Raw genomic sequence first — 14,708 nt, 5'->3', positions numbered from 1 at the left:
GACCGCGCCCGTGAGCGCGCACCGCGTTCACCATGACATTCGCCTCCGAAACCAAGCGCCGCCGCACCTTCGCGATCATTTCCCACCCCGACGCCGGCAAGACCACGCTGACCGAGAAGCTGCTGCTGTTCTCGGGCGCGATCCAGATCGCCGGCTCGGTCAAGGCGCGCAAGGCCTCGCGCCACGCCACCTCCGACTGGATGGAGATCGAGAAGCAGCGCGGCATCTCGGTGGCCTCGTCGGTGATGCAGATGGTCTATCGCGACCACGTCATCAACCTGCTCGACACGCCGGGCCACAAGGACTTCTCGGAAGACACCTACCGGGTGCTGACCGCGGTCGACTCGGCGCTGATGGTGATCGACGCCGCCAACGGCGTCGAGGCACAGACCCGCCGGCTGATCGAGGTCTGCCGCCAGCGCGACACGCCGATCATCACCTTCGTCAACAAGATGGACCGCGAAGTGCGCGAGCCGCTCGAACTGCTCGACGAGATCGAGCGCGAGCTCGGCATGCCCTGCGTGCCGATGACTTGGCCGGTGGGCCAGGGCAAGAGCTTCGGCGGCATCATCAACCTGCGCACCCAGGCCATGACCGTGTTCGAGTCGGGCCAGGAAAAGCTGCCGCAGGACTTCGAAACGATTCCGCTGACCGACCGCGAAGCACTCCAGAAGCGCTTCGGGCGCGAGTTCGACCATGCGATGGAAAGCATGGAGCTGGCCACCGGCGCCTCGCCGAGCTGGGACAGCGAAGCCTTCCTGACCGGCAAGCAGACGCCGGTGTTCTTCGGCTCGGGCGTCAACAACTTCGGCGTCATGGAAGTGCTCGATGCGCTGGTCGACCTCGCGCCGCCGCCGCAGTCGCGCACCAGCACCACGCTGGTCAACCGCCAGCCCGTGGTGAAAGAGATCCAGCCAGAGGACAAGGACTTCGCCGGCGTGGTCTTCAAGGTGCAGGCCAACATGGACGCCAACCACCGCGACCGCATCGCCTTCGTGCGCATGGCCTCCGGACGCTACACGCCGGGCATGAAGCTGCGCGTGCAGCGCACCGCCAAGGAACTGCGCCCGACCAGCGTCGTGACCTTCATGAGCCAGCGGCGCGAAGCGGTCGAGGAAGCCTATGCCGGCGACATCGTCGGCTTCACGACGCACGGCGGCGTGCAGCTCGGCGACACCATCACCGATGGCGCCTCGCTGCAGTTCACCGGCCTGCCCTTCTTCGCGCCCGAGCTCTTCATGACCGTCATCCTGAAGAACCCGCTGCGCACCAAGCAGCTGCAGCAGGGCCTGGCGCAACTCGGCGAAGAGGGCGCGATCCAGGTGTTCCGGCCCGAGGTCGGCGGCCCGATGCTGCTCGGCGCGGTCGGGCAGCTGCAATTCGAAGTGGTGCAGCACCGCCTGAAGACCGAATACGACGCCGACATCCGGCTCGAGGGCTGCCAGTACACCGGCGCGCGCTGGATCACGGCCGACACGCCGGCCGAATTGCGCGCCTTCGTCGATGCCTATCCGCAGCGCATGGCGCTCGACGCCGCCAACACGCTGGCCTACCTGTGCACCTCGCCCTACGACGTGCGGCTGGCGCAGGAGCGCTTCCCGAAGATCCATTTCCATCCGCTGCGCGAGCACGCCGGGCTGGCGCTGCAGACCGCCTCGTGACTCCCCTGACCGAATGGCCCCTGGCGGCGCGGCGCGCACTGGTCGGCGTCTTCACCGACATCGACGACACGCTGACCACCGAGGGCGCGATCAGCGCCGACGCGCTGGCGGCTCTGGCCGCACTCAAGGCGGGTGGGCTGCACCGGGTGGCGATCACAGGCCGCCCCGTGGGCTGGAGCGAGCCCTTCGCGAGCGTCTGGCCGGTGGACGCCATCGTGGCCGAGAACGGCGCCGTGGCGCTGCTGCCCGCGCCTGCAGGCGGCCTCGAGAAGCGCTACCAGCAGGACGCGCCCACGCGTGCGCGCAACTTCGCGCGCATGCAGGCCGTCCTGGATCGCATCGAGCGCGAGATTCCGGGTGCGCGGCGGGCCACCGACTCGGCCGGCCGCGAATGCGACATCGCGATCGACCACAGCGAGTTCACGCAGCTCGACGACGCGCAGATCGCCGCGGTGGTCGCGCTGATGCGCGACGAGGGCATGCATGCCACCGTCAGCAGCATCCACGTCAACGGCTGGTACGGCGAGCACAACAAGCTCGAAGGCGCGCGCTGGATCGTGCGCGAGCTGTGGGGCCGCCGGCTCGACGACGAGATGCCGCGCTGGGCCTATGTCGGCGACTCGACCAACGATGCGCTGATGTTCGAGCATTTCGAGCACAGCATCGGCGTCGCCAACGTGCGCCGCTTCGAGGCCGCGCTGTCACACCTGCCGCGCTACGTCACGCAGCAGGAGCGCGGCGCCGGCTTCGCCGAGGCCGCCGCCGCGGTCCTCAGGGCACGTTGAAGGCCACCGGCCGGGCGCGGGCCACCACGCTGCCGGCCGCGGTGTTGCTGATCAGCTCGAGCCGCGCGTTGTAGCTGCCCTTGGGCGGGTTCAGCCACAGCTCGGTCTGGCCGCCATCGAGCTCGATCACCTCGGCCTTCTGGCCCGGGCGCTCCAGCACCAGGCGGAAGTGGCCAGTCTCCGGCACCTTGGGCGCGGCGTTCGAGATGTTCAGGCCGCTGGCGTGGAACTGCATGCGCAGCGGCAGCTGCACCGAGCTGCGATCGGCCGGGCTCAGCAGTTCGATGCGGGGTTCGCCGAGCAGGCTGGCAGGGGTCACGCCCTTGTTCTGCTTGCCGACCGTGAACTTGAGCGGCTTGCTGTAGACGAAATACGGAATGTGCCCCTGGTCGGCCAGCACCAGCCGCATCGTGTAGGTGCCCGGCGGCAGGTCGACCACGGTCTCCATCTGGCCCTTGCCGAAGTGGATGTACTGCTCGGTGAAGGGCAGCGGCTTGGTGAAGTCGAGCGGCAGCGGCTGGTTGATCAGCAGGTGGTGGTGGCCTGCCGTGCCCGCGGTCTTCCCGGCCGGCACGATGCCGCGCATCGACAGGCCGAAACGGGCGACGAAGGGCGCCTCGAGCGTGGCGCCGTCCTTCAGGTTGGTGAAGTAGGCCTCGGGCGACCAGTTGGGCGGCGGCACCACCCAGGGATGGACCACCAGGGCGGCACCCTCGGCCGCCGCGGCGTCCGCAGCGGCGGGTGGTGCGACAGCGGGTGCCGCGGGCGCCTGCGCCGCGGCGCTGCCGGCCCACAGGAGCAGCGCGACCATCGCCGCCGCTCTGCCGGCCCGCCCTTCCTGACGCTCTGCTTGCCGCATACCTACTCCTTTAGTATTTACTCGTCGGATTGTGTATCAACACGTACCAAACCGTGACCTCAGCTCCGCCCGCAAAGCGTGAAATAGGTCTTCGGACCGGCCCCCGGGCCGCCTTCAGTAGTGGGGCGGCAGCTCGTCGCGCAGGTTGCGCGCGCCTCCGGCGGCGGGATCGGCGCTTTGCTGCCGCAGCTGGGCGACCTGGCGAACCAGGCCGTCGATCTGCTCCTGTTGCCGGTAGATCGTCAGGTTCAGCTGGTCCAGCAGGTCTTCGGTGAAGCTCGCCTTGATCTCGAGCTCGGTCAGCCGGCGTTGCGCGTCTTGCATGTTGTCCATGGGGCTATTGGACAGGAAGTCGGCGCGGCCGCCGTCCGCGGCTTGCTAAGGCGACTGCACCAGGAGCCTGAAGACGTCGGGTGCCGACGGCTGGCCGATCATCACGCAGGGCTTGCCGGTGCGCCTGCAGTGGTCCTCGACCAGCCAGTAGGCGCCATGGCTCATGCAGCCGGTCTGGCAGATCACCAGTTCGGCCTCGCGCAGATCGGCCTCCAGGCCCTCGGCATCGGGCGCCTCGCCTCCCCACTCCTCGCGCGACCACGCGAGCATGGTGGTGCGCACGATCACCGCGGCACGCAGCCGCAGCACCTGGGCCCGCAGGCTCTCGATCTCCGAAGCCTAGCGGCGCAGCGCCCGGCTGCAGTGATCCTGGGCCTTGGCGTAGCTGGCGATCAAGGCCGTGTGTTCGCGCCGCAGATCGCCGTCGCAGCATGGGGAAGGCGTGGTCACCATCGACTCAGCCCAGCGCCGTGTCGAGCAGCATCATGATCACGAAGCCCAGCATCAGGCCGCCGGTGGCGAAGGCCTCGTGCCCCTTGCGATGCGACTCCGGAATGATCTCGTGGCTGATGACGAACAGCATCGCGCCGGCGGCGAAGCCCAGGCCCCAGGGCAGCAGGCTGGTCGACCAGCCGACCACGGCCGCGCCCAGCCCGGCGCCGATCGGCTCGACCAGTCCGGAGGCCATGCCGAGGGCGACCGCGAACGCCCGACGGTAGCCGGCGGCGAGCAGCGCGACCGCGACCACCAGGCCCTCGGGCACATCCTGGATCGCGATGCCCGCAGTCAGGGCGCCGGCCCGCAGCGGGTCGCTTGCGGCGTAGCCGACACCGATCGCCAGCCCTTCCGGCAGGTTGTGGAGCGCGATGGCGAAGACGAAGAGCCAGGTGCGGCGCAGCTTGCGCGACTTCTGCCCCTCGACGCCCTTGATGAAGTGCTCGTGCGGCACCAGCCGCTCCATCGCTAGCAGCGCGGCCGCGCCGAGCAGGATCGCGGCGGCCATCACGCCGCCCGCCTGCCAGGCCCCGGCACCGGCGGCGCGCGAGGCGGCGATGCCCGGAATGATCAGCGAGAACGAGCAGGCCGCGAGCATGACGCCGGCGCCGAAGCCGAACAGCGTGTCCTGCGTGCGGTCCGACAGTCGCTGCGAGAACATCACCGGCAAGGTGCCTAGCGCGGTGGCGAGCGCGGCCACGAGGCCACCCGCCACGGCCGCCGCCACCGTGGGATTCGCCGCCAGATAGTCCGCGCCCTGCAGCAGCACGGCGACCGCGCCGGCCGCCACGATGCACAGGCCGACCAGTCGCCGGCCACGCCATGCGGCGGGCCGGGTCAAGCTTCTCTTGGCTTCCATGGGTGGTTCCGGCTCCGGGATTCAGCGAGCGATGGCCTCGCGAGCCTCGTCGTAGCGGCGCGCGACCTCTGCCCAATGAATGACGTTGTAGAACGCCGCGATGTATTCGGACCGGCGGTTCTGGTACTTCAGGTAGTAGGCGTGCTCCCACACGTCGAGGCCGAGCACGGGCGTGTTGCCCGACATGATCCCGGCCATCAGCGGACTGTCCTGGTTGCCGCTGTTCTCGACCACCAGTGCGCCCTTGGCATCGACGCAGAGCCAGCCCCAGCCGCTGCCGAAGCGGCTCAACGCGGCCTTGGTGAAGGCCTCCTTGAAGGCCGCGAAGCCGCCGAGGTCGCGATCGATCGCGCCTGCCAGTTCGCCCGCCGGCGCACCGCCGCCGCTCGGCGACATCACCTCCCAGAACAGGCTGTGGTTGGCGTGGCCGCCGCCGTTGTTGCGCACCGGCAGGCGCAGCGCCTCGGGCAGGGTCTGGATGCGCGCGACCAGCAGTTCGACGGGCAGCTCGGCGAACTCGGTGTTCTGGAGCGCCGCGTTGAGGTTGTTGACGTAGGTCTGGTGGTGCTTCGAGTGATGGATCTCCATCGTCGCACTGTCGATGTGCGGTTCGAGCGCGTCGTGCGAATAGGGCAAGGCAGGCAGGGTGTAGGGCATCGGGCGTCCTGGGGGCTTGGTAGTGGAATCAGTGAACGGTCCAGTGGCCGCCGGTCAGCGCGAGCACGCCGGCGCCCAGCGTGCGGGTGACGAGCGGGTGGGCGCCATGCCGGGCGACGTGCTCCAGCAGGGCTGCGTGGGTGTGGCGACTGTGCTGCAGCGCAGCCTGCTGCCGGGCAGCGTCGCCGCTCGCGGCCAGCCGCATCAGATGCCCGTGCGCCTCGCAGCGCCGGCGCAGCGCGGCCTCGATGTCGCCGCGGTCGGCATGAATGTCGGCCAGGTTGAGATGGGAGACGACCAGCGCCGCCATGCAGTCGCCGATGCGCTCGGCGCACGGGTGCTCGAGCAGTTCGAGCGCGATGCCGAGCGCGTGCCGGCAGTGCACGCGCGCAGCCAACGGCTGGCCCTTCTCCCGCGACACGATGGCCTGGCGCATCCTGCGCTGCCATTGCACGAGGCTCAGGTCGGTCGAGGTCCGCGCCGGCGCGGCGAGGTCGATGGCAGATCGGTTCATGGCAAAAAGCTCCTGTGAGAGCCCTTTGCGTGGACGGATTGCCTTCGTACTCGGGTGATTAAATGATAACCATTCTCATCTGTTGCGTCCAGCCATCAGACGTGGGCCCGCCGCGCGGGCCTCGCACTCACTGCGGCTTGGCCAGCCCGAGCTTCTCGATCAGCGCCTTCTCGCGCGTGAAGGTGGTCTGCGCGAACTTGGTGTAGTCGGCGGAGCTCATGTAGATCGGCAGCATGTCGTAGCGGCCCAGGGCGGCCACGTAGCTCGGCTCTTCCATCGCCTGCTTGAAGGCATCGTGGAGCCTCTTGACGACCTCGGGCGGCGTGCCCTTGGGCGCACCGATGCCGAAGGGCGAGTTCTGCACGATGTCCATGCCGAGTTCCTTGAGCGTCGGCGCGTCGGGGAACTTGGCCAGCCGCTTTTCGCCCCAGGTGTTGAGCACCCGCAGCTTGCCCGATTCGACCAGCGGCGCGAAGCCGGTCGAATCGGCGATCGCCATCAGGTGGTTGCCGAGCACCGCCTGCGACAGGTCGGCGCTGCCCTTGTAGGGCACGTGCTGCAGCTGGATGCCGAGTTGCTGGGCCATCAGTTCGGTGGTCAGGTGCGGGCTCGTGAGGTTGCCGGTCGAGCCGTAGGTGAGCTTGCCCGGATTGGCCTTGGCATAGGCGACGAAATCGTTCCAGGTCTTGAACGGGCTGTCGGCCGGCACCGCGATGCCGAAGGCATAGCCGGTGACGTTGATCACGTAGCTGATGTCCTTGACCGGGTCCCAGTTGATCTTGGTCGTATAGGGCAGGCGGAACACGCCGAGCGGGATCTGGCCGATGGTGTAGCCGTCGGGCGGCGCGGTCTGCAATGCCTGTGCCGGCAGCGTGCCGCCGGCTCCGGGCTTGTTGTCGACCACGATCGGCTGGCCGAGGATCTTCGAGGCATTGTCGGCCAGTTGGCGCATCGTGATGTCGGTCGGGCCGCCCGCGGGGAAGGCGATGATCAGCTTGATCGGGCGAGTCGGAAACGACTGCGCGTGGACGGCCGTGACGGCGGCGCCGAGCAGCGCGGCGCACAGGAAGGAACGACGAAACAACATGGGATGCACTCCGGGACAGATTCAATGGCCGCATTGGGCCGCAGGGACTTTCGCGGGGCAACCGGGTATCTCCCCGGTCGCTGTCGCCGCCGCGCCAGCGCCGGCGTTCAGCCAGACTTCTGCATGAAGCCGTCGAGCACGTTGACTGCGTTGGCGCCGACCTCGGCCACCGCGTAGCCGCCTTCGAAGACGAACACGGTCGGCAGTCCGGCGCGCGCCAGGTCCTCGCCGATGCGCAGGTAGTCGGGCGTGGCAAGCGTGAAGCCGGCGATCGGATCGCCGGCGAAGGTGTCGAGCCCGAGCGAGACCACCAGCGCGCCGGGCTTGAAGTCCGCGATGCCGCGCAGCGCGGTCGCCAGCGCTTCGCGCCAGGGCCCGAAGCCGCTGCCGCGCGCGAGCGGCAGGTTGTGGTTGAAGCCCAGCCCTGCGCCGGCGCCGCGTTCGTCGGCATAGCCCAGGTAGTACGGATACTCGGTGTGCGGATCGCCGTGCACGCTCGTGAACTGGACGTCGGCGCGCTCGTAGAAGATCGCTTGCGTGCCGTTGCCGTGGTGGTAGTCGATGTCGAGCACCGCGACGCGCTCGACGCCGGCATCGCGCAGGCCCTGCGCCGCGATCGCCGCGTTGTTGAGGAAGCAGTAGCCGCCGAAGAAGTCGGCGCCCGCGTGATGGCCCGGCGGGCGCGTGAGCGCGAAGGCGGCACGATCGCCCTGCAGCACGCGCGCCGCGGCGGTGAGTGCGCAGCAGGCGCCCGCGCGGGCCGCGGTCCAAGTGCCCGCGGTCAGCGGCGTGCCGGCGTCGTACGAGAACAGGCCCATGCGCGCGGGGAAGCTCGCAGGCAGCACGTCGGAGCGGAAGGTGCGGATCGGCCAATAGGAAGGCAGCGCGTCGCGCGTGGCGTTGGCCGGGTCGAGAGCGACCCATTCATCCCAGGCCGTCGACAGGAAATCGAGGTAGCGCTGCGCATGCACGCGCGCGATCGCTGCGTCGTCGAATGCAGAGGGTTCTTCGATGGGGCCCAGCCTGCGCTGCCGCAATTCGTGCAGGACATAGTCGGCACGGGCAGGGACTTCGAAGCACGGCACGAGTTCGCCACGGAACATCTCGAGCTTGCCGTGATGAAGAGCGTGGCGGTTGTTGTAGATCGTGAGCATGGCGGTAGGGTAACGCTGAAGGGTGCGTTGGGCGTGACTGCTGTGGGACGGCGATGGCAGGCGGTATGCCCTGGAACGCGGACAGGTTGGGGTTGCATCGGCGTTGGAGACGTCGGGACTGTTCGCACACCCCTGCGCCCGTACCGCGTGCCGGGCGCCCCTCCAACGCGAACGAACGAACCCGACGATCAAGCTTCCCTGCGGACCTTCACAGAGGACCCCGCAGACTCATGCACCGGCAGCGTCACCACCTCATGCCGCTCCCGCGAACGCGCCAGCACCGGCGCCAGCGCCACGCCCGTATGGGTGCCCAGCTTCACCACCTCTTCGGGCGGTGCGGCTGCGACCACGCGCCCGCCGCCGTTGCCGCCTTCCGGACCGAGGTCGATCAGCCAGTCGGCTTCCGCGATGACATCGAGGTCGTGCTCGATCACGACCACGCTGTGGCCACCATTGACCAGCCGATGCAGCACGTGGATCAGCTTCTCGACGTCGGCCATGTGCAGGCCCACCGTCGGTTCGTCGAGCACGTAGAGCGTGTGCGGCGCCTTGTTGCCGCGCCGCGTGACGTCGTCGCGCACCTTGCTGAGTTCGGTCACCAGCTTGATGCGCTGCGCCTCGCCGCCCGACAGCGTCGGCGACGGCTGGCCCAGCGTGAGATAACCGAGGCCGACATCCTTCAGCAGTTGCAGCGGATGGCTGATGTTGGGCATCGAGGCGAAGAACTCGACCGCCTCGTCGACCTCCATCTGCAGCACGTCACCGATGCTCTTGCCGCGCCAGCTGACGGCCAGCGTCTCGGGGTTGAAGCGCGCGCCGTGGCAGACCTCGCAGGCCACCTTGACGTCGGGCAGGAAGCTCATCTCGATGGTGCGCACGCCGGCGCCGTCGCAGCCCGGGCAGCGGCCTTCGCCGGTGTTGAAGCTGAAGCGCGCCGGGCCGTAGCCGCGCGCCTTGGCTTCCAGCGTGTCGGCGAAGAGCTTGCGGATCGTGTCCCAGAAACCGATGTAGGTCGCAGGGCAACTGCGCGGCGTCTTGCCGATCGGCGTCTGGTCGACCTCCAGCACGCGGTCGATGGTCTCGTAGCCCTCGACCGCGCTGCAGCCCACCCACTTCGGATGCTTGCCCGCGGCATCGGCGTCGCGGCCGGCCTTGGTCATGCGCTGCACCACCACCGCATACACGTTGGCCAGCAGCACGTCGCGCGCCAGGGTCGACTTGCCGGATCCGCTGACGCCCGTGACCGCGACCAGCCGATGCAGCGGCAGCGAGACCGCGACATCCTTCAAGTTGTGCAGGTCGGCGCCGCGAACGCTGAGCCAGTCGGGCGCGCCGGGTTCCGGCGAAGGCACGTTGCGCCTTGGCTGCAGCGGATGCCTGATCGCGTCGCGCAGGTAGCGGCCGGTCTGCGAATCACCGGCACCCTGGATGTCGGCGACGCTGCCTTCGGCGACCAGCCGGCCGCCGCGCTTGCCCGCGCTCGGTCCGATGTCGATGATGTGGTCGGCGCGGCGGATCGTGTCCTCGTCGTGCTCCACCACCACCAGCGTGTTGCCCTTGTCGCCGAGCTTGTGCAGCGCGTCGAGCAGGATCTGGTTGTCGCGCGCATGCAGGCCGATGGTCGGTTCGTCGAGCACGTAGCAGACGCCCTGCAGGTTGCTGCCGAGCTGCGCCGCGAGCCGGATCCGCTGCGCCTCGCCGCCGCTCAGGGTCGGCGCGCCGCGGTCGAGCGTGAGATAGCCCAGCCCTACTTCCTCGAGGAACTCGAGCCGGCTCTTGATCTCGGGCACCAGGTCGCGCGCGATCTCGGCCTGGCGGCCGCTCAGCACCACGTTCTCGAACCAGAGGCGGATGTCGGTCACGCTCATGCGCGCGAGCTCGGTGATGCCGATGCCGCCGCCCTCGCCGAACAGCACGGCGCGAGCGGTCGCATTGAGCCGCGTGCCTTCGCAGGTCGGGCAGGCGACATCGCCCACGTCTTCCGCTTCCGGTTCGGCAAAGGTCTGCTCGCGCCCCTTCTGGTCGTCGGCCATCACCGAATCGTCGTAGACCTTGCGCTGCTCCTTGGTGAGCTTCACGCCGGTGCCGACGCAATCAGGGCACCAGCCGTGCTTGCTGTTGTAGGAGAACAGGCGCGGATCGAGCTCGGCATAGCTGGTGCTGCAGACCGGGCAGGCGCGCAGGGTCGAGAACACATGGGCCCGCCCGATGCCGGCGGCCGGCGCACCGGCCATCATCGCGGCGCGCAGGCCGGTCAGGTCGCTCAGCACATGGACGACGCCCTTGCCGTGTTCGAGCGCCTTCGTGAGGGCCTGGCGCAGCTCGGTCTCCTGCGCGGGCAGCACGTCGAGGCTGGCCACCGGCAGCTCGATGTTGTGCTCCTTGAAACGGTCGATGCGAGGGAAGCCCGTGGTCGGCAGGAACTCGCCGTCGACCCGCAGGTGCGTGAAGCCGCGCGGCCGGGCCCAGTCGGCCAGCTCGGTGTAGACGCCCTTGCGGTTGCTCACCAGCGGCGCCAGCAGGCCGATGTGCTGGCCCTTGAAGTTCTTCAGGAGCTGGGCCGCGATGCTGTCGGGCGTCTGCGGCTGCACCGCGGCACCGTCGTGGATGCAGTGCTGGATGCCGAGCTTGACATACAGCAGGCGCAGGAAGTGCCAGACCTCGGTGGTGGTGCCGACCGTGCTCTTGCGGCCGCCGCGCGACAGCCGCTGCTCGATCGCGACGGTGGGCGGAATGCCGTAGACCGCGTCGACCTCGGGCCGCCCCGCCGGCTGCACGATGCTGCGCGCATAGGCATTGAGCGATTCGAGATAGCGCCGCTGCCCTTCGTTGAACAGGATGTCGAAGGCCAGCGTCGACTTGCCGGAGCCGCTGACGCCGGTGACCACGCTGAACTTGCCGCGCGGGATGTCGACCGAGAGGTTCTTGAGGTTGTGCTCGCGCGCATTGACGATCTGGATCGCGTCGCGCCCCTGCGCCGGTTGCACCCGCGCCGCATACGAGCGCGCCGCGCGTTCCGCGACCTTGTAGGCGCCCGGGCCGACCGCCAGTTCGTAGTCGGCCAGCGCCGCGCCGGTCAGCGATGCGGCGTTCTCGCGCACCTGCTCGGGCGTGCCGACCGCGACCACCTGGCCGCCGCCCTCGCCGCCTTCGGGCCCGAGGTCGATGATCCAGTCGCTGGCGCGGATGACGTCGAGGTTGTGCTCGATCACGACCAGCGAATGACCGGCGTCGAGCAGCTTGCGCAATGCGCGCATCAGGCGCGCGATGTCGTCGAAATGCAGGCCGGTGGTCGGCTCGTCGAACAGGAACAGCGTGCCCTTGCGCGCCAGCGGCTGCTTGCTGGCGCTGCCGCTCTTGGCGGCCTCGGCCAGGAAGCCCGCGAGCTTGAGGCGCTGCGCCTCGCCGCCCGAGAGCGTCGGCACCGGCTGGCCCAGCTTCACGTAGTCGAGGCCGACGTCGACGATCGGCTGCAGCACGCGCAGCACGTCGCGGTCGTTGCCGAATGCCGCGGCGGCTTCGGCCACCGTGAGGTCGAGCACGTCGGCGACGTTCAGGTTGCGGCCGGCGCGCTCGATCGTCACCTCGAGGATCTCGGGCCGGTAGCGCTTGCCGTCGCAATCGGGGCAGCGCAAATACACGTCCGACAGGAACTGCATCTCGACATGCTCGAAGCCCGAGCCGCCGCAGGTCGGGCAGCGCCCGTCGCCGCTGTTGAAGCTGAACTTCGACGCCGTGTAGCCGCGCTGCCGCGACAGCGCCGCGACAGCGAAGATCTCGCGGATGGCATCCCAGGCGCCGACATAGCTCGCGGGATTGGAGCGCGCGGTCTTGCCGATCGGCGACTGGTCGACGAAGACCACGTCGCTCAAATGATCGGCGCCGAGCAGGCGATCGTGCGCGCCCGCGCCCTCGGTCGCCTTGCCGAAGTGGCGCATCAGCGCCGGCGCCAGCACGTCCTGCACCAGCGTCGACTTGCCCGAGCCGCTGACGCCGGTTATGCAGACCAGGCGCGACAGCGGCAGCTCGACCGTGATGTCCTGCAGGTTGTGCTCGCGCACGCCCTCGAGGATCAGGCGCGGCGTGTTCTCGCTGACCATGCGGCGAAAACCCATGCCGATCTGCTTGCGCCCGCCCAGGTACTGGCCGGTCAGCGTCTCGGCGTCGCGCAATGCATCGGTGCTGCCGTCGAACACGATCTGCCCGCCGCGCACGCCCGGGCCCGGGCCCATGTCGATCACGCGGTCGGCCGCCAGCATCACGGCCGGATCGTGCTCGACCACCACCAGCGTGTTGCCGGCATCGCGCAGCCGCAGCATGGCTTCGGTGATGCGGTTCATGTCGCGCGGATGCAGGCCGATGCTGGGCTCGTCGAGCACGAACAGAGTATTGACCAGCGAGGTGCCGAGCGCGGTCGTGAGGTTGATGCGCTGCACCTCGCCGCCGCTCAGGGTGCGGCTCTGGCGGTCGAGCGTGAGGTAGCCGATGCCGACGTCGTGCAGGTAGCGCAGGCGCGTGGTGATCTCGTCGAACAGCAGCCTGAGCGCCTGCACGTCGCCTTCGCTCGCGCTGCTGCTGTTGCCATGGCTCTCGATGCCGTCGAAGAGGCGTCGCAGCCGCTCGATCGGCAGCAGCATCAGGTCGTGCAGGCAGAGGCCCGGCAGGGCCTCGAGCTGTTCGCGCGACCACTTCACGCCGACCGGCATGAAGCGCTTCGCCGGCGCCAGCACGGCGTCGGCGTCTTCCTTGCTGCCGATGCGCCACAGCAGGCTCTCGAGCTTGAGCCGCGCACCGGCGCAGACCGGGCATGGCGTGTAGCTGCGGTACTTGGACAAGAGCACGCGGATGTGCATCTTGTAGGCCTTGCTCTCGAGGTAGGCGAAGAAGCGGCGCACGCCATACCACTGCTGGTTCCACTTGCCCTTCCAGTTGGGCGAGCCCTCGATCACCCAGTTCTGCTGCTCGGCCGTGAGCTTGTTCCACGGCGTGTCGCGCGGGATGCCGGCCGCCTCGGCGTGGCGCATGAGGTCGTCCTGCGCCTCCTTCCAGGCCGGCGTCTGGATGGTCTTGATCGCACCGGCGCGCAAGGTGAGTTTTTCGTTCGGGATCACCAGACCGAGATCGACCCCGATCACGCGGCCGAAGCCGCGGCAGGTCTCGCAGGCGCCGACCGCCGAGTTGAACGAGAACATCGAGGGGATGGGATCGGCGTAGCGGATGTCGCTCTCGGGGCAATGCAGGCCGGTGGAGAACTTCCAGACATCGGGCTCGGCGCCCTCCTCCGCCGCCACCGCATACACCGTCAGGCGCCCGCTGCCGCGCTTCAGCGCCACCTCGATCGCCTCGACCACGCGCGCGCGCTCGGCGTTGGCCATGCGGAAGCGGTCGGCCACCACGTCGAGCACCTTGCGCGGGCCGGTCGGCGTCGCCACCTCGCGCTCGGCCTGCACCCGCGTGAAGCCACTGGCGGACAGCCACTGCGTGACCTCCTCGGTCGAGGTGCTGGCCGGCAACTCGACCGGAAAGGTCAGCACCACGCGCGGATCGCCGGCCGCGGCCGCGCGCGCCAGCAATTCGGCATAGATCGAATCGGGCGAGTCGTGCCGCACGGGCAACGCGGTCTCGCGATCGAACAACTGGGCCGCGCGCGCGAACAGCAGCTTCAGGTGGTCGTTGAGCTCAGTCATCGTGCCGACGGTCGAGCGCGACGAACGCACCGGATTGGTCTGGTCGATCGCGATCGCGGGCGGCACGCCCTCGACCTTGTCGACCGCCGGCTTGTCCATGCGGTCGAGGAACTGGCGCGCGTAGGCCGAGAAGGTCTCGACATAGCGCCGCTGGCCTTCGGCGTACAGGGTGTCGAACACCAGGCTCGACTTCCCCGAGCCGCTCGGCCCGGTGACCACCGTCATCTCGCCGGTGCGGATGTCGAGGTCGAGGTTCTGGAGGTTGTGCTGGCGTGCACCGCGAATCCGGATGGAGCCCTGTGTCATGAATGCCTTGGGGGGTGGGGCAGACATTCTAGGAACACCGGGAGGACCGGTCCGGCCGGGGCCGGATGGTCCACGGCGGCGCAGGGCTTTCAGCGGCGTGTCATGCGTTTACATGCAGAAACACGCGGCTCGGTGCGGCTACTTTGCAGGCGCAGAAGCCGGGGCCGCAGGCTCGGGCGCGTGCAGCGCGTCGCCGCCGTGCTTCTCGCCCGACATGTCGACATTGCCGCCTGCCTTGTTGAGCACGTACAGCACGATGGCCGCGAAGATGATGAAGCCGACGACGATTTTCCACATGATTGAGTCTCCCG

Annotated in this window: 12 protein-coding genes; 2 read left to right on the top strand and 10 right to left on the bottom strand. The window is 68.9% G+C overall.

What is annotated here, in order from left to right; translation table 11 throughout:
* Positions 1–32 precede the first annotated feature (32 nt).
* Positions 33–1,661 carry a peptide chain release factor 3 gene (locus QTI45_RS23060; RefSeq protein WP_286370112.1) on the top strand — a complete coding sequence of 543 codons (1,629 nt, stop codon included), beginning with the start codon at positions 33–35 and terminating at the stop codon, positions 1,659–1,661.
* Positions 1,658–2,446 (top strand): HAD-IIB family hydrolase, encoded by a 789-nt coding sequence (locus tag QTI45_RS23055; RefSeq protein WP_286370113.1) that lies wholly within the window; start codon positions 1,658–1,660, stop codon positions 2,444–2,446. The genes QTI45_RS23060 and QTI45_RS23055 overlap by 4 nt, the downstream gene beginning before the upstream one ends.
* Here QTI45_RS23055 and QTI45_RS23050 read toward each other — a convergent pair.
* From QTI45_RS23050 to QTI45_RS23005, 10 genes are all read right to left on the bottom strand, one after another.
* Positions 2,433–3,257, bottom strand: a complete 825-nt coding sequence (locus QTI45_RS23050; protein ID WP_286370114.1) for a DUF4399 domain-containing protein — start codon at positions 3,255–3,257, stop codon at positions 2,433–2,435. The two genes, QTI45_RS23055 and QTI45_RS23050, sit on opposite strands and share 14 nt — an antisense overlap.
* Before the next feature lie 162 nt (positions 3,258–3,419).
* Positions 3,420–3,638 carry a SlyX family protein gene (locus QTI45_RS23045; RefSeq protein ID WP_286370115.1) on the bottom strand — a complete coding sequence of 73 codons (219 nt, stop codon included), beginning with the start codon at positions 3,636–3,638 and terminating at the stop codon, positions 3,420–3,422.
* 45 nt (positions 3,639–3,683) lie between these two features.
* Complete coding sequence (locus tag QTI45_RS23040) at positions 3,684–3,947, bottom strand: DUF2325 domain-containing protein (RefSeq protein ID WP_286656007.1); 264 nt, start codon at positions 3,945–3,947, stop codon at positions 3,684–3,686.
* 148 nt (positions 3,948–4,095) lie between these two features.
* Complete coding sequence (locus tag QTI45_RS23035) at positions 4,096–4,992, bottom strand: ZIP family metal transporter (RefSeq protein WP_286656006.1); 897 nt, start codon at positions 4,990–4,992, stop codon at positions 4,096–4,098.
* 21 nt (positions 4,993–5,013) lie between these two features.
* The gene (locus QTI45_RS23030) at positions 5,014–5,649 is read right to left on the bottom strand and encodes a superoxide dismutase (protein ID WP_286656005.1); all 636 of its coding nucleotides are present in this window, start codon (positions 5,647–5,649) and stop codon (positions 5,014–5,016) included.
* A 28-nt stretch (positions 5,650–5,677) separates the two neighbouring features.
* Entirely contained in the window at positions 5,678–6,163 is a 486-nt protein-coding gene (locus tag QTI45_RS23025; RefSeq protein WP_286370119.1) for a DUF2753 family protein, read from the bottom strand.
* A gap of 127 nt (positions 6,164–6,290) precedes the next feature.
* On the bottom strand, positions 6,291–7,250 hold the full coding sequence (locus tag QTI45_RS23020; protein WP_286370120.1) for a Bug family tripartite tricarboxylate transporter substrate binding protein: 960 nt from the start codon (positions 7,248–7,250) through the stop codon (positions 6,291–6,293).
* A gap of 107 nt (positions 7,251–7,357) precedes the next feature.
* Positions 7,358–8,404 carry a histone deacetylase family protein gene (locus QTI45_RS23015; RefSeq protein WP_286370121.1) on the bottom strand — a complete coding sequence of 349 codons (1,047 nt, stop codon included), beginning with the start codon at positions 8,402–8,404 and terminating at the stop codon, positions 7,358–7,360.
* Positions 8,405–8,592: 188 nt separating this feature from the next.
* Positions 8,593–14,397 carry an excinuclease ABC subunit UvrA gene (gene uvrA, locus QTI45_RS23010; RefSeq protein WP_286370122.1) on the bottom strand — a complete coding sequence of 1,935 codons (5,805 nt, stop codon included), beginning with the start codon at positions 14,395–14,397 and terminating at the stop codon, positions 8,593–8,595.
* A gap of 138 nt (positions 14,398–14,535) precedes the next feature.
* Positions 14,536–14,694 carry a hypothetical protein gene (locus QTI45_RS23005; RefSeq protein ID WP_286370123.1) on the bottom strand — a complete coding sequence of 53 codons (159 nt, stop codon included), beginning with the start codon at positions 14,692–14,694 and terminating at the stop codon, positions 14,536–14,538.
* Positions 14,695–14,708: the final 14 nt, after the last annotated feature.

It is taken from the genome of Variovorax saccharolyticus (assembly GCF_030316765.1).
In the GTDB taxonomy this organism is placed as follows: Bacteria; Pseudomonadota; Gammaproteobacteria; order Burkholderiales; family Burkholderiaceae_C; genus Variovorax; species Variovorax saccharolyticus.
The sequence above is the reverse complement of the archived record's forward strand: the minus strand, read 5'-3'. Positions and strand labels throughout refer to the sequence as shown.